At 70.1% G+C, this 20,458-nt stretch carries 21 protein-coding genes; 15 read left to right on the plus strand and 6 right to left on the minus strand.

Annotated elements, in window-relative coordinates; translation table 11 throughout:
• Positions 1 to 80 precede the first annotated feature (80 nt).
• Genes AWB89_RS25120 through AWB89_RS25135 form a run of 4 tightly spaced genes read left to right on the plus strand, consistent with a single transcriptional unit; the run spans position 81 to position 2,961 of the window.
• Positions 81 to 1,043 carry a thiamine-phosphate kinase gene (locus AWB89_RS25120; RefSeq protein ID WP_085177354.1) on the plus strand — a complete coding sequence of 321 codons (963 nt, stop codon included), beginning with the start codon at positions 81 to 83 and terminating at the stop codon, positions 1,041 to 1,043.
• Positions 1,044 to 1,052: 9 nt separating this feature from the next.
• Positions 1,053 to 1,343, plus strand: a complete 291-nt coding sequence (locus AWB89_RS25125) for a DUF1330 domain-containing protein (protein WP_085177356.1) — start codon at positions 1,053 to 1,055, stop codon at positions 1,341 to 1,343.
• On the plus strand, positions 1,340 to 2,023 hold the full coding sequence (locus AWB89_RS25130; RefSeq protein ID WP_085102485.1) for a uracil-DNA glycosylase: 684 nt from the start codon (positions 1,340 to 1,342) through the stop codon (positions 2,021 to 2,023). Before AWB89_RS25125 ends, AWB89_RS25130 begins: the two co-directional genes overlap by 4 nt.
• A 5-nt stretch (positions 2,024 to 2,028) precedes the next feature.
• Entirely contained in the window at positions 2,029 to 2,961 is a 933-nt protein-coding gene (locus AWB89_RS25135) for an NADP-dependent oxidoreductase (RefSeq protein ID WP_085177409.1), read from the plus strand.
• Here AWB89_RS25135 and AWB89_RS25140 read toward each other — a convergent pair.
• The 4 genes from AWB89_RS25140 to AWB89_RS25155 are packed head-to-tail and all read right to left on the minus strand — an operon-like array spanning position 2,958 to position 6,671.
• On the minus strand, positions 2,958 to 3,785 hold the full coding sequence (locus AWB89_RS25140; RefSeq protein WP_085177358.1) for an oxidoreductase: 828 nt from the start codon (positions 3,783 to 3,785) through the stop codon (positions 2,958 to 2,960). The genes AWB89_RS25135 and AWB89_RS25140 overlap by 4 nt on opposite strands.
• A 1-nt stretch (position 3,786) precedes the next feature.
• Entirely contained in the window at positions 3,787 to 5,031 is a 1,245-nt protein-coding gene (locus tag AWB89_RS25145; protein WP_085177360.1) for a hypothetical protein, read from the minus strand.
• Positions 5,024 to 6,187: a sulfotransferase family protein gene (locus AWB89_RS25150; RefSeq protein WP_085177411.1), complete on the minus strand. Its 1,164-nt coding sequence runs from the start codon at positions 6,185 to 6,187 to the stop codon at positions 5,024 to 5,026. The genes AWB89_RS25145 and AWB89_RS25150 overlap by 8 nt, the downstream gene beginning before the upstream one ends.
• A gap of 40 nt (positions 6,188 to 6,227) precedes the next feature.
• Positions 6,228 to 6,671 carry a nuclear transport factor 2 family protein gene (locus AWB89_RS25155; RefSeq protein ID WP_085103094.1) on the minus strand — a complete coding sequence of 148 codons (444 nt, stop codon included), beginning with the start codon at positions 6,669 to 6,671 and terminating at the stop codon, positions 6,228 to 6,230.
• A gap of 61 nt (positions 6,672 to 6,732) precedes the next feature.
• Between AWB89_RS25155 and AWB89_RS25160 the strand changes: the two genes are divergently transcribed.
• Both AWB89_RS25160 and AWB89_RS25165 read left to right on the plus strand, forming a co-directional pair.
• Positions 6,733 to 7,635, plus strand: a complete 903-nt coding sequence (locus tag AWB89_RS25160) for an SDR family NAD(P)-dependent oxidoreductase (protein ID WP_085177362.1) — start codon at positions 6,733 to 6,735, stop codon at positions 7,633 to 7,635.
• Positions 7,628 to 8,449 carry a mycofactocin-coupled SDR family oxidoreductase gene (locus tag AWB89_RS25165; RefSeq protein WP_085177364.1) on the plus strand — a complete coding sequence of 274 codons (822 nt, stop codon included), beginning with the start codon at positions 7,628 to 7,630 and terminating at the stop codon, positions 8,447 to 8,449. The genes AWB89_RS25160 and AWB89_RS25165 overlap by 8 nt, the downstream gene beginning before the upstream one ends.
• A gap of 6 nt (positions 8,450 to 8,455) precedes the next feature.
• Here AWB89_RS25165 and rpmB read toward each other — a convergent pair whose 3' ends face one another.
• Positions 8,456 to 8,650, minus strand: a complete 195-nt coding sequence (gene rpmB, locus AWB89_RS25170) for a 50S ribosomal protein L28 (RefSeq protein WP_007171345.1) — start codon at positions 8,648 to 8,650, stop codon at positions 8,456 to 8,458.
• Between the two features lie 282 nt (positions 8,651 to 8,932).
• On the opposite strand from rpmB, the gene AWB89_RS25175 reads away from it, so the two are divergent.
• The 3 genes from AWB89_RS25175 to AWB89_RS25185 are packed head-to-tail and all read left to right on the plus strand — an operon-like array spanning position 8,933 to position 13,529.
• The gene (locus tag AWB89_RS25175) at positions 8,933 to 10,603 is read left to right on the plus strand and encodes a DAK2 domain-containing protein (protein ID WP_085177366.1); all 1,671 of its coding nucleotides are present in this window, start codon (positions 8,933 to 8,935) and stop codon (positions 10,601 to 10,603) included.
• 2 nt (positions 10,604 to 10,605) lie between these two features.
• Entirely contained in the window at positions 10,606 to 12,822 is a 2,217-nt protein-coding gene (gene recG / locus AWB89_RS25180) for an ATP-dependent DNA helicase RecG (RefSeq protein WP_085177368.1), read from the plus strand.
• Positions 12,819 to 13,529: an HNH endonuclease family protein gene (locus tag AWB89_RS25185; protein ID WP_085177370.1), complete on the plus strand. Its 711-nt coding sequence runs from the start codon at positions 12,819 to 12,821 to the stop codon at positions 13,527 to 13,529. Before recG ends, AWB89_RS25185 begins: the two co-directional genes overlap by 4 nt.
• Positions 13,530 to 13,539: 10 nt before the next feature.
• Here the strand turns inward: AWB89_RS25185 and AWB89_RS25190 are convergent, their stop codons facing one another.
• Positions 13,540 to 14,385 carry an aldo/keto reductase gene (locus AWB89_RS25190; RefSeq protein WP_162293337.1) on the minus strand — a complete coding sequence of 282 codons (846 nt, stop codon included), beginning with the start codon at positions 14,383 to 14,385 and terminating at the stop codon, positions 13,540 to 13,542.
• 309 nt (positions 14,386 to 14,694) lie between these two features.
• On the opposite strand from AWB89_RS25190, the gene AWB89_RS25195 reads away from it, so the two are divergent.
• The 6 genes from AWB89_RS25195 to AWB89_RS25220 all read left to right on the plus strand — a co-directional run bounded on the left by AWB89_RS25195 (position 14,695) and on the right by AWB89_RS25220 (position 20,237).
• On the plus strand, positions 14,695 to 15,807 hold the full coding sequence (locus tag AWB89_RS25195) for an alpha/beta hydrolase (protein WP_085177374.1): 1,113 nt from the start codon (positions 14,695 to 14,697) through the stop codon (positions 15,805 to 15,807).
• 81 nt (positions 15,808 to 15,888) lie between these two features.
• Positions 15,889 to 16,650 carry a DsbA family protein gene (locus AWB89_RS25200; RefSeq protein ID WP_085177376.1) on the plus strand — a complete coding sequence of 254 codons (762 nt, stop codon included), beginning with the start codon at positions 15,889 to 15,891 and terminating at the stop codon, positions 16,648 to 16,650.
• A complete protein-coding gene (locus AWB89_RS25205) occupies positions 16,650 to 17,288 on the plus strand; it encodes a vitamin K epoxide reductase family protein (protein ID WP_085177378.1) in 639 nt (212 codons plus the stop codon). Before AWB89_RS25200 ends, AWB89_RS25205 begins: the two co-directional genes overlap by 1 nt.
• A 4-nt stretch (positions 17,289 to 17,292) precedes the next feature.
• The gene (gene rsmD, locus AWB89_RS25210) at positions 17,293 to 17,847 is read left to right on the plus strand and encodes a 16S rRNA (guanine(966)-N(2))-methyltransferase RsmD (RefSeq protein ID WP_085177380.1); all 555 of its coding nucleotides are present in this window, start codon (positions 17,293 to 17,295) and stop codon (positions 17,845 to 17,847) included.
• 23 nt (positions 17,848 to 17,870) lie between these two features.
• The gene (gene coaD / locus AWB89_RS25215; protein ID WP_085102511.1) at positions 17,871 to 18,353 is read left to right on the plus strand and encodes a pantetheine-phosphate adenylyltransferase; all 483 of its coding nucleotides are present in this window, start codon (positions 17,871 to 17,873) and stop codon (positions 18,351 to 18,353) included.
• A gap of 204 nt (positions 18,354 to 18,557) precedes the next feature.
• A complete protein-coding gene (locus AWB89_RS25220; protein WP_241520599.1) occupies positions 18,558 to 20,237 on the plus strand; it encodes a PfaD family polyunsaturated fatty acid/polyketide biosynthesis protein in 1,680 nt (559 codons plus the stop codon).
• Positions 20,238 to 20,458 lie beyond the last annotated feature (221 nt).

Here is a 20,458-nt window from a genome sequence, read left to right on the forward strand (position 1 = left end):
CCTGATCTCGTAGACTGGCGCGGTCCGCTCGCGCGGGCAGGAATCCAACTTACCGGCCGCGAGGAGCCGGAGGAGGTGGCGTGCGCGACGACGATTCGGGGGAGTCCCCCACGCTGGCCGGCCTCGGCGAGTTCGCGGTCATCGATCGATTGGTGCGGGGCCGCCGGCAACCCGGCGCGGTCCTACTGGGGCCCGGCGACGACGCGGCGCTGCTGGCCGCGGGCGACGGCCGCACCCTGATCTCGACCGATGTGCTGGTGCAGGACCGGCACTTTCGGCTGGACTGGTCGACACCGCACGACGTCGGCCGCAAGGCGATCGCCCAGAACGCCGCCGATATCGAGGCGATGGGCGGGCGGCCCACCGCGTTCGTGGCCGGATTCGCGGCACCCGGTGACACGCCGGCCGCGCGGGTGGACGCGCTGGTCGACGGGATGTGGGACGAGGCGGCGCGGATCGGCGCCGGCATCGCCGGCGGCGACCTGGTCAGCGGCCCCCTCTGGGTGCTGTCGGTGACGGTGCTCGGCGACCTCGACGGCCGCGCGCCCGTGCTGCGGTCGGGGGCCAGGGCCGGATCGGTGCTCGCCGTCACCGGCGAGCTGGGCCGCTCCGCCGCGGGATACGCGCTGTGGGACAAGGGCATTGGCGGCTTTGACGACCTGCGACGCCGTCACCTGGTGCCGCAGCCGCCCTACGGGCAGGGGGCGGCGGCCGCGGCGGCGGGGGCGCAGGCGATGATCGACGTCTCCGACGGCCTGGTCGCCGACCTGCGGCACGTCGCCGAGGCGTCGGGGGTGGCCATCGACGTGTCCACCGCGGCGCTGGCCGCCGACCGCGACGCCCTGACCTCGGCCGCGACCGCCGTCGGCGCCGACCCCCTGGCGTGGGTGCTGGGCGGCGGCGAGGACCACGCCCTGGCGGCCTGCTTCGCCGGTCGGCCACCGGCCGGGTGGCGTGTCGTCGGCACCGTGCTCGACGGGCCGGCCCGCGTGCTCGTCGACGGCGCGGAGTGGAGCGGCTACGCGGGGTGGCAGTCGTATTAGTGTGACGCGGTGACCGTCTACGCGATCGCCCAGCTGAGATTCACCGATCGGGCCGTCTACGACCGGTACCAGGCGAGATTCATGGACGTCTTCCGCGGCCATCCCGGCACGTTGCTGGCCGCCGACGAATCGCCGAAGGTCGTCGAGGGGGAGTGGGACCGCGAGAAGGTGGTGCTGATGTCCTTCCCCGACGAGGCGGCGTTCCACGCCTTCGTGCAATCGCCGGAATACGAGGACATCGCCAAGGACCGGCGGGCGGGCGCCGACACGGTGGTGCTGCTCGTGCAGGGGCTGCAGTGACCGCGCGCCCGCTGGCCGAGCTCGTCGAGCCGGGCTGGGCGGCGGCGCTGGCGCCGGTGACCGAGCAGGTCGCCCAGATGGGGCAGTTCCTGCGGGCCGAGATCGCCGCCGGGCGCCGGTACCTGCCGGCGGGGCCAAACGTGTTGCGCGCCTTCAGCTACCCCTTCGACAACGTCAAGGTGCTGATCGTGGGGCAGGACCCCTACCCGACCCCCGGGCACGCCGTCGGCCTGAGCTTCTCGGTGGCCCCCGACGTGCGTCCGCTGCCGCGCAGCCTGGCCAACATCTTCGACGAGTACTGCGCCGACCTCGGTCATCCGCCGCCCTCGTGCGGCGACCTGACGCCGTGGGCCGAGCGCGGGGTGCTGCTGCTGAACAGGGTGCTCACGGTGCGCCCCAACAATCCGGCGTCGCACCGGGGCAAGGGCTGGGAAGCGGTGACGGAGTGCGCGATTCGCGCGCTGGCGGCGCGGGCGCGGCCCCTGGTGGCCATCCTCTGGGGCCGCGACGCTTCAACGCTCAAACCGGTTCTGGCCGAAGGGAATTGCGTGGCCATCGAGTCGCCGCACCCGTCGCCGCTGTCGGCGTCGCGCGGGTTCTTCGGCTCGCGGCCGTTCAGCCGCGCCAACGAGCTGCTCGCCGGGCTGGGTGCCGACCCGATCGATTGGAAGCTGCCGTGACCGAGATGACGGCGCTGCGCGCGCACCAGCGCGGCGGCCCCGAGGTGCTGGTCGTCGAGCGCGCGCCCGTCCCGGTCCCCGCGCCGGGCGAGGTCCTGATCGAGGTACACGCGGCCGCCATCACCTTCGACGAGCTGACGTGGGACGAGACCTGGACGCGCGACGGCGCCAGCCGGACCCCGGTGATCCCGTCCCACGAGGTGTCCGGTGTGATCTCCGAAATCGGCTTGGGCGTAGCGGGTTTGGCGCCAGGGGACGAGGTCTACGGGCTGATCGAATTCGACCGCGACGGCGCCGCGGCCGAATTCGTCACGGTGCCGGCGGGCGACCTGGCCGCCAAGCCGTCGACCGCCTCCCACGTTGTCGCCGCCGCGCTCCCGCTGGCCGGGCTCACCGCGTGGCAGGCGCTGGTCGACCACGCCGCGGTCCGGCCCGGTGAGGAGGTGCTGGTGCTCGGCGGGGCGGGCGGGGTCGGCGCCCTGACGGTCCAGCTGGCCGCGACGCTCGGCGCGCGGGTCACCGCCACCGTGCGCAGCGACGCGCACGAGCTGGTCGGCGGCTTCGGCGCGCAGCGCGTGATCGACGTGCGCGCCGAGGCGTTCGACGCGGGCGGCCCCGCCTACGACGTCGTCGTCGACACGGTGGGCGGCGAGACGCTGGACCGATCGTTCGCCGTGCTGCGCCCGGGCGGCCGGCTGATCACTCTGTCCGCGCCACCGCCGGCCGGCAAGGCCGACGAATACGGCGTGACGGCCACCTTCTTCATCGTCACGCCGAACCGCGACCAGCTCGCCGAGCTCGCCGCGCGCGTCGATCAGGGGCGATTGAAGGTGGAAATCGCGCGGACGTTTCCGCTCGACCGGGGGCGCGAGGCGTTCGAAAGCGGCCGGCAGCCCGGCCGGCGTCCGGGCAAGACCGTCATCGTCGTGCGGGACTAAGCGGGGAAGTTGACGTCCTTGGTGACGGCCTTCCACTCCTCCATCGACGCCGACGTCGCGGCGATCTTGTCGCGCATCGCCTTGAGGACGTCGCGGCCCAGCAGCAGCCGCAGCGGCGGGTCGTCGAGTTTGGTGACCATGAGCACGGCCTCGGCGACCTTGCGCGGGTCACCCGGCAGGTGATCGGCGAATTGCTTGATCAGGTCTTTGCGCGCGGCGACGTCGGAGTAGTCGGCGATCGGGGTGCCCGACTCCTTCATCGACCTCGTCGCCCAGTCGGTGCGGAAGGCGCCCGGCTCGATGGCGGTCACCTTGATGCCCAGCGGCCGCACCTCGGTGGCCAGCGCCTCGGTGATCGCCTCCAGCGCGAACTTGGTCGACGAGTAGTAGGCGTTGGGCGGGTTGGCCACCAGACCGGTCATCGATGACATGTTGATGATGTGACCGGACCCGCGGGCACGCATGGCCGGCAGCACGGCCTTGATCATGTCGACTGCGCCGAAATAGTTGACGTCGAACAGCTTTCGAACCTCGGCGTCCTCGCCCTCTTCCACCGCCGCCAGGTAGCCGTGGCCGGCGTTGTTGACCAGGACGTCGATGCCGCCGAACGCGTCGTCGGCCGCCGAGACCGCGGCCGCGATCTGGGCGGCGTCCGTCACGTCGAGCGCGACGGCCACGGCGCGGTCGGCGAATTCGTCGGCCAAATCCTGCACCGTTTCCGCCCGGCGCGCGGTCACCACCACGCTGTGCCCGGCTTCCAGCGCGGCGCGCGCGATTTCGCGGCCGAAGCCGGTGGAGCATCCGGTGATCAGCCAGCGCGCCATCTCAGGCCGTCCCTTCCGGCAGGCGCCGCAGGTACCCGGCTCGCCGGTCGGCGAGTTGCGCCGCCCGCTCCTGCGCTCCCACCCGCGGCAGGTGAGGCACCTCGGCGTCGAGCCGATCCAGCTTGACCACGCGCCCGCGGGCGCCGAGGTCTTCGCGCGGACCGGTGTCGCCGAATTCCGCCATGCGCAGCGTCAGGATGCCCTCGGCCAGCCCGTCGGAGTCGATCCAGTTCGCCACGCCGGGATCCACCGGCGAGATCACGTAGGTGTACGTGCCGTCCTCGTTGGCGACCGACTGCGCCTTGTTGAGGCTGCCGGTGCGGTCGACGATGTCCAGCGTGGTGCCCCAGACGTTGCTCAGCGGAACGGTGAAGTATTCGGCGCCACCGTCGTTGAGGTCGACCACGAACGCCTCGTCCGGGGCGAGGTCGAAGCGGCCCATCACATAGACCTGGTTGCGCATCGCGCCGGCCTTGTCCGCCGACCAGGCCAGGTTGAAATGGTTGGCCGGCATCTTGTACACGCCATGGCTGAGCTTGCCGGTGAAGTCGGCGAAGTAGGCCATCATCGCCGCCGTCGCCTCGGCCTGCTCGTCGCGCGTGCGCGCCGGCGTCACCGGCGCGCCGCCGAGGCGTTGCACCTCAAGGTAATTGGGGTCGTCGCGAGCCCAATCCAGCAGCACGTCGCGGATGTAGAACTCGTGGGCCTCGGGAGTGGTCCGCACGTGGTTGGGCCGCCCGTTGGCGGGCTCGGAGTCGACGGTGATGGTGAAGGCGCCGTCGGAGTCGACCGCCATGGTGCGGCCGTTGAGCACGTCGACGGTGCCCATGTGCGCGTCCCACAGCGTGAAGTAGTTCTCGGTCATGCGATTCGCGCCGACCCGGCCGTGGATCTCATAGCGTTCGTCGCCGGAGATCGGGATCACCCGGTACACACTGTCCGGATTGTCGATGCCCCAACGGGATCCGGGAATGCGGCGGCCGTCCACCGGATGCGCCAGCCGGGTGATGCAGCTGACCTTCGGCCGCAGCTTGTCCTGGTTGGACGACCACACCGCCGCCGAGAACATCACTTCCGCGAACGCGTCGTCGAACCGCTCGCGCATCGCGTCGGACGCCTTGGCGCGGCCCAGCCACGTCTCGGCCACGGTTTTATAGGCCGCCCTGACGGTGGGGTGCTCGATCAGGTCGAGGGCGGCCAACTCCTGTTCGTGTTGGGACGCGGTCGCGACGGCATCGTCAGGCATGCGGCTCTCCTATATACGATTCAAAACGCTTGTTATATAAGGCAAATCGCTCGTCGACCTGTTCCTCGCGCAGGCCGAAATCGCCGAGACCGTAGGGCGGGCGTGCCAACTCGCGGGGACGCTCTTTGAGCCAGCGCCGCATCGCCTCCTCGGCCGGGGCGGTGAGCGGCAGGCCGACGGCGTCGTAGGCGCGGGCCACCTGCCCGATCGGGTCGGCCACCGCGTCGTCGAACCCGATGTCGGTGACCCGGGAAGCCTGGTCGGCCCAGTCGTCGCGCACCGCCGTCGCCCGGTCATTGGTCCAGCCCATCCGCTCCAGCCACTGCGCGCCCACCCGGGGCCTGTCGACGGCGTCGGCGTGCATCGCGTGCAGGGTGGCGTTCAGGCTGGCCCCCGACGCGATCGTGGCCCGCGGGTCGCGATGCATGTGGACGATGTGCGCGTCGGGAAACCGCGCCCGCAGCAAGTCCAGATAGCCAAGGTGCGCAGGGGATTTGAGCACCCAGCGTTGCGGCGGCGGACCACCGCCGAAAAACCGTTGCCGCTTCTGCCACTGCAGGAATTGCAGCATGCGGTGCAGGTGATCGTAGGCCGGCGAGAAGTCCTGTTCGTCGAGCCAGGCCCGGTAATGCGGAAGGTGGGACCCGGACTCGGGCACGTGCGACAAGAACGCGTCGGCCAGAAAGACGATCTCCTCCTCGGCCTCGCGCGCGTACATGGGGTGGATGGCGAACAGCTCCGGCGCGAGTTCGCGGGACTTGGCCTCCCGCGCCTCGCTGATCGCGATGCGGGGATCGACGCCGGCGAATTCGTGGTCCAGCCGCGGCGCGACCTCGACCACCTCCCAGCCGTAGGCGCACGCGAAGCGCGGGTCGGCGGCCAGCAGTCGCTGCAGCAGCGTGGTGCCGCTGCGCATCATTCCGACGACGACGACCGGCGCGGTGATGTGCTCCTCGAGGATCTCCGGGTGGCGGCGGATCCACTCGGCCGCCCGCAGCCGCATCCGCAGGCTGTGCACGATCCCTGACCGCAGGATGTGGATTCCGATGGCGTTGAGGTCGGCGCGCGCGTAGTCGGCCAGCAACACGCGCAGCGGGCGTTCGAACTCCCCGGGGCCCCAGTCGTCCAGCGCTTCCTTGCGCTGCGCGTCGGCCATGACGGCCAGCGGGTCGAAGGGGTCGGAATGTCCCACCGGGTCAGAACTTCAGGTGATGGCTGACGTCGCCGACCTGGTCGACGAACATGGTGCGGCTGTCGAAGCGCCAGACGCCGTCGATCCGGTGGAAGGTGTCCTTGTAATGCCCGGTCACGATCACCTGTAGCGGCAGATCGGGGGTGGCCTGGGTGACGCAGTAATACGAGGTGCTGCTTGCGGTTCCCTGCGCATCGTCGATGTGCAACTGCACGTTGGTGGTGTTGTGTTTGGTCTTGGGGGTGCCGTCCTCGTAGAGGCGAGTGGCCATCTCGTACATCTCGCGCACTCTGGCGGATCCGGCGAACACCGTCTCGGGTGGACCGTTCTCCACCCCGCAGATGCGGCCGTGCTCGAAGAGCCGGGCCACGCTGTCCAGGTCTCCGCGGTCGAGGAGCTCAGCGTAGGCGTAAATCAGGTTGCTGATTTCTGTCGCGCTGTCACTCACGCCGACCATGTTGGCAGACCCGCGCTCATTTACATAGAACCCCCCACTATTCTTGGTCGCCGTGACGTCATCGTGGACGCCGAGCCGGCTGGGCGACCTGAGCGGCAAACGAGTCATCGTGACCGGCGCAACCAACGGCGTCGGGTTGGGCACGGCACGGGCGCTGGCCCGAGCGGGCGCCCACGTGATCCTGGCCGTGCGCAACACGGAACTCGGCGAGCGGCGGGCGGCCGAGATGGGTGGCTCCACCACGGTGGCCAAGCTCGACCTCGCCGACCTGTCTTCGGTGCGCGCCTTCGCCGCCCTGATCGACGGGCCGGTCGACATCCTGATCAACAACGCCGGCACCCTCACCGATCGGCGCACCGACACCGTCGACGGCTTCGAGATGACGTTGGGCACCAACCTGCTCGGTCCGTTCGCACTGACCAACCTGCTGTTGCCCCGGGTGCGTTCGCAGGTCATCAACGTCGGCTCCGATGCCCACCGCCATGCGACGTTGCGCCTCGACGACCTGCATCTGCGCCGGCACAAGTGGACGAGGCTGGGCGCCTACGGCCAGTCGAAGCTCGCGGTGATGTTGTGGGGGCTCGAGCTGGACCGCCGGCTGCGCGCCGCCGGATCGCCGATCGTCACGCAGCTCACCCATCCGGGGTGGGTGGCCTCGAATCTGTCGCACCTGTCCGACTCGCCGCTGATGTCGTTGTCGCACAAGGCGGTCAAGGTCGTGGCCGACCGCCTGGCAAATGACATCGACGAGGGCGCCGCGCCCACGCTGTACTGCATCAGCGAGCCGGTGCCGCCGGGCAGCTATGTCGGCGTCAGCGGCAGGATGGGCCTGCGCGGCGGTCCCGTGCTCATCGGCCGCTCGGTGCTCGCCTGCGACTACGACGCCGCCGCGCGCCTCGTCGCGTTCGCCGAGCAGGAGACCGGCACGAAGCTGGAGGTGACCACCCGTGGGTGAACTCGACAACACCGTCGCCGTCATCACCGGCGCGGCGCGCGGCCAGGGTCGCAGCCACGCCGTCGCGCTCGCCGAACGGGGTGCCGACATCATCGCCGTGGACATCTGCGCCGACATCGACGCGATTCCGTACGCGCTGGGCACCAAGGCCGACCTCGACGAGACCGCGCGCCTGGTCGCCGACGCGGGCCGCAGGGTGGCGCCGGTCGTCGCCGACGTGCGCGACCTCGCGCAGCTGGAGGCCGCGGTGCAGGCCGGGATCGACGAGCTGGGCGAGGTCGACGTCGTCATCGCCAACGCCGGGGTGGTCGCCATGGGCGACCCCGAGCCCCGCTCCGAACCTGTGTTCAACACCATCGTCGACACGAACCTCAAGGGCGTCTGGAACACGATGCTGGCGGCGGTGCCATCAATCGTGCGCAAGGGCCGGGGCGGTTCGGTGGTGCTGGTCAGTTCGGCGCAGGGCCTGACCGGCCGGGGCGGCGACGGCAGCGCCGCGATGTTCGCCTACGCCGCCGCCAAGCACGGCGTGGTGGGGCTCATGCGATCGGCGGCCAACGCGTATGCGCGGCACAACATTCGGGTCAACTCGGTGAACCCCAGCGGTGTCGCGACGCCGATGATCCTCAACGATTTCGTGGCGAACCGGATGATCGAGAATCCCAACCCGGCCGTCTCGCAGACGCTGCTGCCCGGCGTGCCGTTGGTCGAGACGCGCGACGTCACCGAGGCGGTGCTGTGGCTCGCCGGCCCGCGGTCACGGTATGTGACGGGCGTGTCGATCCCGATCGACGCCGGTCACCTCGTCATGTGACGGGAATCAGCCGCGGACGACCTTGCCGGCCTTGATGCAGGACGTGCAGACGTTCAGCCGCTGCCTGTTGCCACCCGGACGGGTCACGACGTGCACGGTCTGGACGTTGGGGTCCCACCGGCGGCTGGTGCGGCGGTGGGAGTGCGACACCGACTTGCCGAAGCCGGGGCCTTTCCCGCAGATATCGCACACAGCGGCCATGGTTCTAGCTCCTCAAATGTTCGGGGGTCCGGCAGGTGGCCGGGACAGCCCGGGATGACTCGGGCCAGCCCAGGATACCGACTGACATGGGCAACCACCAAAACGATCAACACCCGTCCGCGGCGTAGCCCCGGGAGTGTCGCCCGCTCTGGCTAGGCTCAATGCGCGGGTGCACTCAGGCAGCGGGTGCCCGCCGTGGCCGGCCGCCGCGCGCGTCGTCGCCGGGCTACGCTGGCGCCCACCGGGGGCCGGCGCTGGGAGGCTCCGAGGGAGGTGGGTCGCTTGGGCACGTCAGAGGCGCTGCTGGACGCCGCGACCCTGCGGGACTGGGCCCACACCGCGGTCAGCGATTTGATCACCCACATCGACGAAATCAACCGGCTCAACGTCTTTCCGGTCGCCGATTCCGACACCGGCGCCAACATGCTGTTCACCATGCGTTCGGCGTTGGCGGAGGCGAACGCGGGCGCCGCGGCCGAGGGCTGCGTGGCCCGGGTGGCCGCGGCCCTGTCCTCCGGTGCACTGAACGGCGCCCGCGGCAATTCCGGGGTGATCCTGTCGCAGATCCTGCGCGGGATCGCCGATGTGACCGCGGCCGCGGCGGCAGGCGCCGGCGGCGAGCTGCGCCACATGGACGCGGCCCTCCTCGGGGCGGGGCTGCAGCGCGGCGTCGAGCTGGTCATCGCGTCGATGGGCGGCGACGAGGTGCCCGGGACCATCGTGTCGGTGTTGCGGGCCGCCGCCGACGCCGTCGAAAAATGCGCCGACGAGGGGCTGCCCGCGGCGATCACCGCCGCCGGTGACGCCGCGGTGGTCGCGCTGGAAAAGACCCCCGAGCAGCTCGACGTCCTGGCCGACGCCGGGGCGGTGGACGCCGGCGGCCGCGGCCTGCTGGTGCTGCTGGACGCGCTGCGCTGCAGCATCGGCGGGCAGGCGCCCGCGCGCACGGTCTACGAGCCCGCGCCGCGCGCCCCGGAGCCGCAGGCCGCCGCCGAGCGCCCGGGGCCGCAGTTCGAGGTGATGTACCGGCTGGACGGCTGCGACGCCACGGCCGTCAACCGGCTGCGCAATCGGCTCGAGGAGCTCGGGGAATCGGTGGCGCTGGCGCAGGCGGCCGCGCAGGAATCCGCCCGGATCGACAGCTACTCCGTGCACGTGCACACCGACGACGCCGGCGCCGCCGTCGAAGCGGGCCTGGCGGTGGGCCGGCTCAGCCGGATCGTCATCTCGGCCCTGAGCTCCGGCGCCGCCGGGCTGCCCGCCGGGGGCTGGACGCGCGAACGGGCCGTGCTGGCCGTCGTCGACGGCGAGGGCGCCGCCGAGTTGTTCGCCGCCGAGGGCGCCTGCGTGCTGCGGCCCGATCCGGACGCGAACATCAGCGCACACCAGCTGGTGCGGGCGGTCGTCGACACCGGCGCCGCCCAGGTGATGGTCCTGCCCAACGGGTATGTGGCCGCCGAGGAGCTGGTGGCGGGGTGCACCGCGGCCATCGGGTGGGGCATCGACGTGGTGCCGATCCCGACCGGGTCGATGGTGCAGGGCCTGGCCGCCCTGGCCGTGCACGACGCGGAACGGCAGGCGGTCGACGACGGCTTCACCATGGCCCGCGCGGCCGGCGCGTCCCGGCACGGATCGGTGCGCATCGCGACCGAAAGCGCGCTGACGTGGGCCGGGCCCTGCCGGCCGGGCGACGGCCTGGGCATCGCCGGCGACGAGGTGCTCATCGTCGCCGCCGACGCGGCCGGGGCCGCGATCGGGCTGCTCGATCTGCTGCTGGCTTCGGGAGGCGACCTGGTGACCGTGCTGATCGGCGCGGGCATCGAGGGCGAGGCCGACGCCACCGCCCTGGGTGACACCCTGCAGGACCACGTGCACGACCACCACCCGGGCACCGAGCTGATGACCTACCGCACCGGCCACCGCGGCGACGTCCTGCTGATCGGGGTCGAGTAGCCGTGGCATCGCTGTCCGACCGGCTGACCTTCGTGGTGGGCGGCAAAGCCGTTCCGCTTTTGGACGAGATCTTCGGCATCCGCACCGTCGACGACCTGCTGCGCCACTACCCGCGCGGCTACTCCGAGGGCGCGAGCCTCTGGGGCTTCGGCGACGAGCGGCCCGAGGAGGGTGAGCACATCACCATCGTCGACGTCATCACCGATGCGTTCACCAAGCCGATGAGGGACCCGAAGAAGAAGTACTGCCGCATCACCGTCGGGAGCGGGCGCAACAAGGTGACGGCCACATTCTTCAATGCGGGCTGGATCAGCAAGGATCTCACCAAAAACACCAAGGTGATGCTCTCCGGCGAAGTCGGTTACTACAAGGGCGCAATGCAGTTCACGCACCCGGCCTTCCTCATCCTGGAATCGCCGGACGGAAAGACCCACGGCACCAAGTCGCTCGCCAAGATAGCCGGCGCGTCACGAGCCACCACCGCCGAAGAGGTCATCGATGCTTACGAACGTCGCTTCTTCGCGATCTATCCCGCCGCCGCGAAATTGCAGAGCTGGGACATCTTCGCCTGCGTGCGCCAGGTGCTCGACGTCCTGGATCCGGTGCCCGATCCGCTGCCGGAGGACTTGCGCGCCGAACTCGGCCTGATCTCCGAGGACCAGGCGCTGCGCGCGATCCACCTTTCCGAGGACGAGCGCGAACGCCAAAGGGCCCGTGAGCGATTGACGTTCGACGAGGCCGTCGGCCTGCAATGGGCGCTGGTCGCCCGCCGCCACGGTGAGCTGTCCGAATCGGGGCCGCCGGCGCCGTCGCGGCCGGACGGCCTGAAGGCGGAGTTGTTGCGGCGGCTGCCCTTCGAGCTGACGGCGGGGCAGCGCGACGTGCTCGACGTGCTGTCCGGCGGGCTGGCGGCGACCCGCCCGATGAACCGCCTGCTGCAGGGTGAGGTCGGCTCCGGCAAGACGATCGTCGCCGTGCTGGCGATGTTGCAGATGGTCGACGCCGGCTACCAGTGCGCGTTGCTCGCCCCGACGGAAGTGCTTGCGGCGCAACATCTCCGGTCAATCCGCGACGTCCTCGGCGAGTTGGCGATGGCGGGCCAGCTGGGCGGGGCCGACAACGCCACGCGGGTGGCGCTGCTCACCGGCTCCATGACGGCCGCGCACAAGAAGCACGTGCGCGACGAGGTCGCGAGCGGCCAGGCCGGCATCGTCGTCGGCACCCACGCCTTGCTGCAGGACGCGGTGGAGTTCCACAACCTGGGCATGGTGGTGGTCGACGAACAGCATCGGTTCGGCGTCGAACAGCGAGACCAATTGCGCGCCAAGGCCCGTGCCGGCATCACACCGCACCTGCTGGTGATGACGGCGACGCCGATACCGCGCACCGTCGCGCTCACGGTATACGGCGACCTGGAGACCTCGACGCTGCGCGAACTTCCGCGCGGGCGCCAGCCGATCGCCAGCAACGTCATCTTCATCGGCGACAAGCCCGCCTGGCTCGATCGTGCCTGGCACCGCATCATCGAGGAGGTCTCGGCCGGCCGCCAGGCCTACGTGGTGGCGCCCCGGATCGACGAGTCCGACGACACCGAAAAAAGCGAGGAGGTCCGCCGGCCTTCGGCGACCGCGGTGGGACTCTTCGACACGCTGCGCTCCGGGGAGCTGGCGGACCTTCGGCTGGGGCTCATGCACGGGCGGCTGTCCGCCGACGACAAGGACGCCGCGATGGCCGCCTTCCGCGCCGGTGACATCGATGTGCTGGTGTGCACCACCGTCATCGAGGTCGGCGTCGACGTGCCCAATGCCACGGTCATGCTGGTGATGGACGCCGACCGGTTCGGCATCAGCCAGCTGCATCAGCTGCGCGGGCGCATCGGCCGCGGCGAGCATCCCAGCCTGTGCCTGCTGGCCAGCTGGGTCCCCCCGGATTCGCATGCCGGCCGGCGGCTGCGTGCCGTCGCCGAGACGATGGACGGGTTCGCCCTGGCCGACCTTGACCTCAAGGAGCGCCGCGAGGGAGACGTGTTGGGCCGCAACCAATCCGGCAGGGCGGTCACCCTGCGGCTGCTGTCGCTGGCCGACCACGGAGCCTACATCGAGGCCGCCCGCGACTTCGCGGTCCAGGCGTACGAGCGAGACCCGTCGAACCCCGGATTGGCCTTGCTCGCCGCGCGTTTCACCGACACCGATCGAATCGAATACCTCGACAAATCATGAATCGCAAGCTGCTGCTGTGGTTGTCGGCGCTCGCCGTGCTGGCGGTGCTGGTGGCCTATCAGACGCTGGGATCGGAGGCCGCCAAACGCGCCGAGGTGGCCGCCCGCGCCGACGTGCCCACCGTGCAGCCGGGCACCGACGTGCTCGGTGGTGTCGCGGTGGTTCCCGAGCGGGCCCACCGCTACGACTACCGGCGCCCGGCGTTCGGCGACGCCTGGGACGACAACAACGACGCGCCGCTGGGGCACAACGGTTGTGACACCCGCGACGACATCCTCGACCGTGACCTCGTCGACAAGACGTACGTGTCGATCAAGCGCTGCCCGAACGCGGTGGCCACCGGCACCCTGCACGACCCGTACACCAACACCACGATCGCCTTCGCGCGCGGCGCCAAGGTCGGCGAGGCGGTGCAGATCGACCACATCGTCCCGCTGGCCTACGCCTGGGACATGGGGGCCTACGCCTGGCCGCCGCCGGAGCGGCTGCGATTCGCCAACGACCCGGCCAACCTGCTGGCCGTCGAAGGGCAGGCCAACCAGGACAAGGGCGACTCGCCCCCGGCCCAGTGGATGCCGCCGAACACCGCGTTCGCGTGTCAGTACGCCATGCAGTTCATCGCCGTGCTGCGCGGCTACCAGTTACCGGTGGACCAGGCCTCCGCGGGCGTGCTGCGGCAGGCCGCGGCCACCTGCCCGACGGGGTGACCGGAACGGATTACGGGCCCTCGTACGTGTTCGGGTCCGGGCGCAGCCGGGTGCCGTCGTTGAGACCGTTGATCGCGTCCATGTGCTCGCCGGCCAACTCGAAATCGAAGATGTCGACGTTGGTGGCGATGTGCTCGGGCCGGCTCGAGCGGAAAATCACCGAGTTGCCCAATTGCACGTTCCACCGGAGCAGAACCTGCGCGGGCGTCTTGCCGTATTCGGCGGCGACCGAGTTCAGCGTCGGGTTGTCCATCAGCTTGCCGAGCACCAGCGGCGTGTAGGACTGCGTGACGACGTTGTGCTCCGCGTTCGCTTTGCGCAGGTCGGCCTGGTTGAGCAGCGGGTGCAGCTCGACCTGGTTGACCGCCGGGGTGACGAAGGTCAGGTCGATGACCGTGGAGAGGTAATCCTCGGTGAAGTTGGACACTCCGATCGAGCGGGCGTGGCCTTCCCCGCGGGATTGGATCATGCCGCCGAACGCGTCGACGTATTTACCCTGCGCCGGTGCCGGCCAATGAATGAGGTAGAGGTCGACATAGTCGAGGCCGAGTCGCTCCAGGCTCGCGCTGCAGGCCTGCTGGGCCTTGCTGAAACCATGCTCCGGGGTGGCCAGCTTGGTGGTGACGAACAGCTCCGCGCGCGGGATGCCGGACGCCGCGATCGCGCGGCCGACGCCGGCCTCGTTGCCGTAGGCGGCGGCGGTGTCGATGAGCCGGCACCCGATCTCCAGCGCGGCCGCGACGGCGCGCTCGGCCTCGTCCTCCGAGAGGTCGGCGACGCCCAGGCCGAGCACCGGCATGGTGTTCTCGTCGTTAAGAGCGATCGACGGTATGGCGGAGCCCGACTCGCCAGTCAATGTCATTCACCTACCTGTGAATTGAAGTTCGTAGATCTTCGACCCGGTCGGGTTCCCTCGTCGAGCGGGAGGTCGACGCATTTCGGTGCTGATCCGAGATCGAACACGTCGAAGTTGCTCGCAATCCGTGTGGGGTTCACCAACGTGGGGACCACGATATTACCCAGGCCGATATGCGCCTAATCAATGCCTGGTCGGGGCCCATTGGGCCACGACGTAAAGTTGGTCGCGCGGCACGCCTGGAGTGGGTATCCAATTCCCGTCGCTCGGCGTCGCCGGGTTTTTCAGTCAGGGGGAGCAGGAGCAGCTATGACCAGAAGCCTGCCGGGGGTGCCGGACCTCGATCTCGGCGCGAAACGCGCACCGATGCGCTGGCTCAGCCGGGTCCAGGGCGTCGTCACCACCGCCGGCGTCAAGGTCATCCCGTGGATCCCGACCGCCGCCAAGCGGGTGCTGTTCCACGGCCGTTCGGTCATCATCGACGGCAACACGCTCGATCCCACGCTGCAGCTGATGCTGTCGGGGCTGCGCGCCGTCGGCATCGACGGCCTCGTCGTCGACGACGAGCCCGCCGCATCCCGCGCCCAGATGCGCGAGACGCTCGTCGGCCTGCCCGGGCCGCAGATCCACGTCGAGGTGGAGGACCTCTCGCTGCCCGGACCGGCCGGCGCGATCCGCGCGCGGCACTACCGCCCCGCCGACGGTGCCGCGGCGCCCCTGCTGGTCTTCTACCACGGCGGTGGCTGGGTGATCGGCGACCTGGACACCCACGACTCGCTGTGCCGGCTGACCTGCCGCGATGCCGGCATCCACGTGTTGTCGATCGACTACCGGCTGGCTCCCGAGAACCCCGCCCCGGCCGCCGTCGAGGACGCCTACGCGGCCTTCAGGTGGGCGCACGAGCACGCCGCCGAGCTCGGCGCGACCCCCGGGCGGGTCGCGGTCGGCGGCGACAGCGCCGGCGGCAACCTGGCCGCCGTGGTCGCCCAGCTGGCGCGCGACGAGGGCGGCCCCGCCCCCGTGCTGCAGTGGCTGATCTACCCGCGGACCGACTTCACCGCGCAGACCCGGTCCATGAGCCTGTTCGCCCGCGGTTTCCTGCTGACCCGGCGGGACATGGACTGGTTCACCGCGCAGTACCTCAAGGCGTTCGACCCGACCGATCCTCGGGTGTCGCCGCTGCTCGCCGAGTCGCTGGCGGGGCTCGCGCCCGCGTTGATCGCGGTCGGCGGATTCGATCCGTTGCGTGACGAGGGCGAGGCCTACGCGGCGGCGCTGCAGGCCGCCGGCACCCCGGTGGACCTGCGTTACATGGGCTCGCTGACCCACGGCTTCGCGAACCTGTTTCAGCTGGGCGGCGACAGCGCGGTGGGCACCAGCGAGCTGGTGTCGGCCCTGCGCGCGCACCTGAGCCGCGCCTGAGCCGTCGGGCGGAACGCCGGTACTCTAGAGGCGCCTCCGCCCGACCGCCGGTCGGGCCCGCACCGAAGGATCAGCGAACCTGTGGCCGACAAACCCAAGCGTCCCCCGCGATTCGATGTCAAGTCCGCCACCGGCAAATCCGGCCGACTCGTCCAGATCGGCGGCACCGCCTTCATCGTGATCTTCGCGGTCGCGCTCGTCTTCTACATCGTGACGTCGCACCACAAGAAGGGCGGCGCCACGGGGGAGGGCGACACGGTGCGGGTGACGTCGAGCAAGGTGGTCAACCAGCCGGGCACCAACACTCCCAAGGCCGTCGTGACGTTCTACGAGGATTTCCTCTGCCCGGCCTGCGGTAACTTCGAGCGCACTTTCGGGCCGACGGTTTCCAAGCTCATCGACATCGGCGCCATCGCGGCCGATTACTCCATGGTGGCGATTCTCGACAACCAGAAGAACCAGAACTATTCGTCGCGGGCCGGCGCGGCGGCGATGTGCGTCGCCGACGAATCCATCGACGCGTTCCGCCGGTTCCACAGCGCGCTGTTCAGCACCTCCATCCAGCCCGACGAACGCGGCACCAGCTTCCCCGACAACGCGCGGCTGATCGAACTCGCCCGCGAGGCCGGCGTCGTCGGCAAGGTTCCCGACTGCATCAACAGCGGCAAGTACCTGTCCAGGGTGGCCGGGGAGGCGGCGGCCGCGCACATCAACGCGACGCCGACCATCAAGATCAACGGCCAGGATTACGAACCGTCGACGCCCGACGCGTTCGTGAGCAAGATCAGGTCGATCGTGGGCGACGTGCCCGGCATCGACACCGCCGTCTCGCCCGCGGCCTGATGACGACGCCGGTGTCAGCGCAACCCGCCGAGGACGCCGGCGGCGAGACACCGGATTCGCCGCACCGACCGCCCGTGGGCGCGCCCAGCGCGTGGTGGGTGCTGATCGCCGGCGTGATCGGCCTGGTTGCCTCCATGACGCTGACGGTGGAGAAGATCGACATCCTGCTCAACCCGTCGTACGTGCCGTCGTGCAACATCAACCCGATCCTGTCGTGCGGCTCGGTGATGATCACACCCCAGGCGTCGGTGCTGGGCTTCCCCAATCCGCTGCTCGGGCTGGTGGGCTTCGCCGTGGTGGTCGTGACCGGCGTCCTGGCGGTGGCGAAAGTCTCTCTGCCGCAATGGTATTGGGTCGGCCTGACGGCCGGCATGTTGGCCGGATCGGTGTTCGTGCACTGGCTGATCTTCCAGAGCCTGTACCGCATCGGGGCGCTGTGCCCCTACTGCATGGTGGTCTGGGTGGTCACCATCTCGCTGCTGGTGGTGGTCGCGTCGATCGCGTTTCGTCCCGCCCTGCAGACCGGTCCGCTCCAGCTGTTGTACCAGTGGCGGTGGTCGATCGCCGCGCTGTGGTTCACGGCGGTGTTCCTGCTGATCATGGCGCGGTTCTGGGACTACTGGTCCACGCTGTTGTGAACGCATGACCCGGATCATCGGCGGCGTCGCCGGGGGCCGGCGCATCACCGTCCCGCCGCGGGGCACCCGGCCCACCACCGACCGGGTGCGCGAATCGCTGTTCAACATCGTCACCGCGCGCCGGGAGCTGGCCGGCCTGGCGGTGCTGGACCTGTACGCCGGCTCGGGCGCGCTGGGGCTGGAGGCGCTGTCGCGCGGGGCCGCCTCCGCGCTGTTCGTGGAGTCCGACCCGCGCGCCGCGGCCGTCATCGCGCGCAACATCGAGACGTTGGGCCTGCCCGGCGCGACCCTGCGCCGGGGCGCGGTGGCCGCGGTGCTGGCGGCCGGAACCCCGTCCGCGGTGGACCTGGTGCTGGCCGACCCGCCCTACGACGTCGACGCCGCGGAGCTCGGCGGCGTGCTGGCCGCCCTGACCACGCACGGCTGGGTGCGCGAGGGAACCGTTGCGGCCGTGGAGCGTCGGGCCGCCGGCGCGCCGCTGACGTGGCCGGCGGGCTGGTCGGTGTGGCCCGAGCGCGTGTACGGCGACACCCGTTTGGAGCTGGCCGAGCACGAGTAGCCCGGCGTGTAGCGTCATCGCTTATGAGCGGCGCGGTTTGTCCGGGCTCGTTTGACCCGGTGACGTTGGGCCACATCGACGTCTTCGAACGCGCCTCGGCCCAGTTCGACGAGGTGGTGGTGGCGATCCTGGTCAACCCCGCCAAGAAGGGCATGTTCGACCTCGACGAGCGGATCGCGATGATCGAGGAGTCGACGACGCATCTGGCCAACCTGCGGGTGGAGTCCGGCCAGGGCCTGGTGGTCGACTTCGTCAGGGCCCGGGGGATGACCGCCATCGTGAAGGGTCTGCGCACCGGAACCGACTTCGAATACGAGCTGCAGATGGCGCAGATGAACAAGCACATCGCCGGGGTGGACACGTTTTTCGTCGCCACCACGCCGCGCTATTCGTTCGTGTCGTCCTCGCTGGCCAAGGAGGTCGCGCTGCTGGGCGGCGACGTGTCGGAGCTGCTGCCCGAACCGGTGAACCGCCGGCTGCGGGAAAAGCTGTCGGCCCGCTCCTGAGGCGCCCGCACCGCCAAATCCACTGTGCCGCTGAGCAAGTGAGTCTGACTTCCTTTTCCGTAGCACCGGGATTCTGCCATGGCGCATGCCACCGGAAATCGAACAAGGCAGTTTTGACGCTCAGCACGGCCAACCGTGAGAAACTGCAGGCTGGCTTTTCTCGGTTGACGTATTCGGGGGCCACACGATGGAAGGGAATTGGCGGTGAATGAGCGACCTGCCGTCGTATTGGAGCATCGCACCCAGGCCGATGTGACCCCGGTCTTGGGTGGATGGCGCCCGACCACCGCGTCGCCGGCATTCGCACCGCCGGACATCGCTCGGGTCCTGCAGTACGTTCGCCACCCGGTTCACGTCGTCCGCGAGGAGGCCACGGGGCAGCTCGGGCTCGCCATGGGCGGCGAATTGGTGGGCGCCGGTGCCGCGGAGATATCGCTGGTGGCGACGTTGCCGCCGATCTACCCGGAGTGGCTGGGCGACCGCGAGTTCTGCGAGGCGCACGGGACCCGCTTTCCTTACGTCACCGGAGCCATGGCAAACGGCATCGCGACGCCGGCGCTGGTGGTGGCGATCGCCGAGGCCGGCATGTTGGGCTTCTTCGGCGCCGGCGGCCTCTCGTACGCCGGCGTGGAACAGGGGCTGGCCGACATCCGGGCCAGGCTCGCGGGCAGGACCGGACTCGCATGGGGCGCGAACCTGATCCACTCACCCCACGAGCCCGCGCTCGAGGCGCGGGTGGCCGAGCTGTTCATCGAGCACGACATCCGCATCGTCGAGGCGTCGGCGTTCATGAAACTGACCCCGGCGGTCGTCCACTACGCGTTGTCCGGCCTGTCGACCGATCCGTCCGGCGCCATCGTTCGCAGGAACCATGTGATGGCGAAGGTCTCACGGCCCGAGGTCGCACGCATGTTCATGGAGCCCGCGCCGGCGGCGCTGGTCTCGGCGCTCGAAGCGGCCGGCAAGCTCACCGCGCGGGAAGCCGAGCTTTCGCGACACGTGCCCGTGGCGGAGGACATCACGGTCGAGGCCGACAGCGGAGGGCACACCGACAACCGCCCGCTGCCCGCGCTGTTCTCGGAGATCGTGCTGCTGCGCGACGAGCTGGCGCACCGGCACGGCCTCAAGACCCGGGTGCGGGTGGGCGCGGGCGGCGGCATCAGCACGCCGCAGTCTGTTGCCGGTGCGTTCGCGATGGGGGCGGCGTACGTCGTCACCGGCTCGGTCAACCAATCGTGCGTCGAGTCCGGGCTGTCGGCGCGGGCGCGGGAGATGCTCGCCAAGGCGTCGGTGGCGGACGTGATGATGGCCCCGGCCTCCGACATGTTCGAGATGGGCGTGAATCTTCAGGTGCTCAAGCGTGGCTCGATGTTCGGCCCACGGGCGAGGAAGCTCTACGGGTGGTACGCCGGCAACCCGGACCTGGCGACCGTCCTGGGCGAGCATCGCGGCGAGCTGGAAAAGATCCTCGGCAAGAGCGTCGAGGAGGTGTGGGCCGAAACCCGGCAGTACTGGGAGCAGCGGGAGCCGTCGGTGCTCGACCTCGCGGCCCGGGACGCGAAGTATCAGATGGCGCTGGTGTTCCGCTGGTATCTGGGCAAATCAAGCCGGTGGGCGATCGAGGGGGATCCCGACCGGGTGCTGGACTATCAGATCTGGTGCGGCCCCTCGATGGGGGCCTTCAACAGCTGGGTGGCGGGTAGTTACCTCGAGCGATGCGAGCACCGCAACGTCGACCAGGTCGCGCTCAACTTGCTGGAAGGCGCCGCGCAGATCAGCCGCGCGCAGCAGGCGCGCACCTGCGGGGTTCCCGTTCCGGTAAGCGCATTCCGTTACATTCCGCGCCCATTGTCGATAGCGCCCGACGGCGCGCGGTCGACCTGACCGTCCCGACCGACTCCGCGCGCGTCGCGCCCCGCCTGAATTGCGGGATGCAGAATGGCGGCCGCGCGGCAAATATTACCTGTCGGTAGTTTTTGCCACCCGCACGCCGTCGCGCTTGCGTGCAATTCACCCACCGCCCGGTGACTGCCGGCTGGGGCGCTTAAGGTCGCCCTAAGACCACCTGCCAGTTATTGACAATCCGTCAATACGACCGCCTATGC

This window comes from Mycobacterium paraense, assembly GCF_002101815.1.
Taxonomy (GTDB): domain Bacteria; phylum Actinomycetota; class Actinomycetes; order Mycobacteriales; family Mycobacteriaceae; genus Mycobacterium; species Mycobacterium paraense.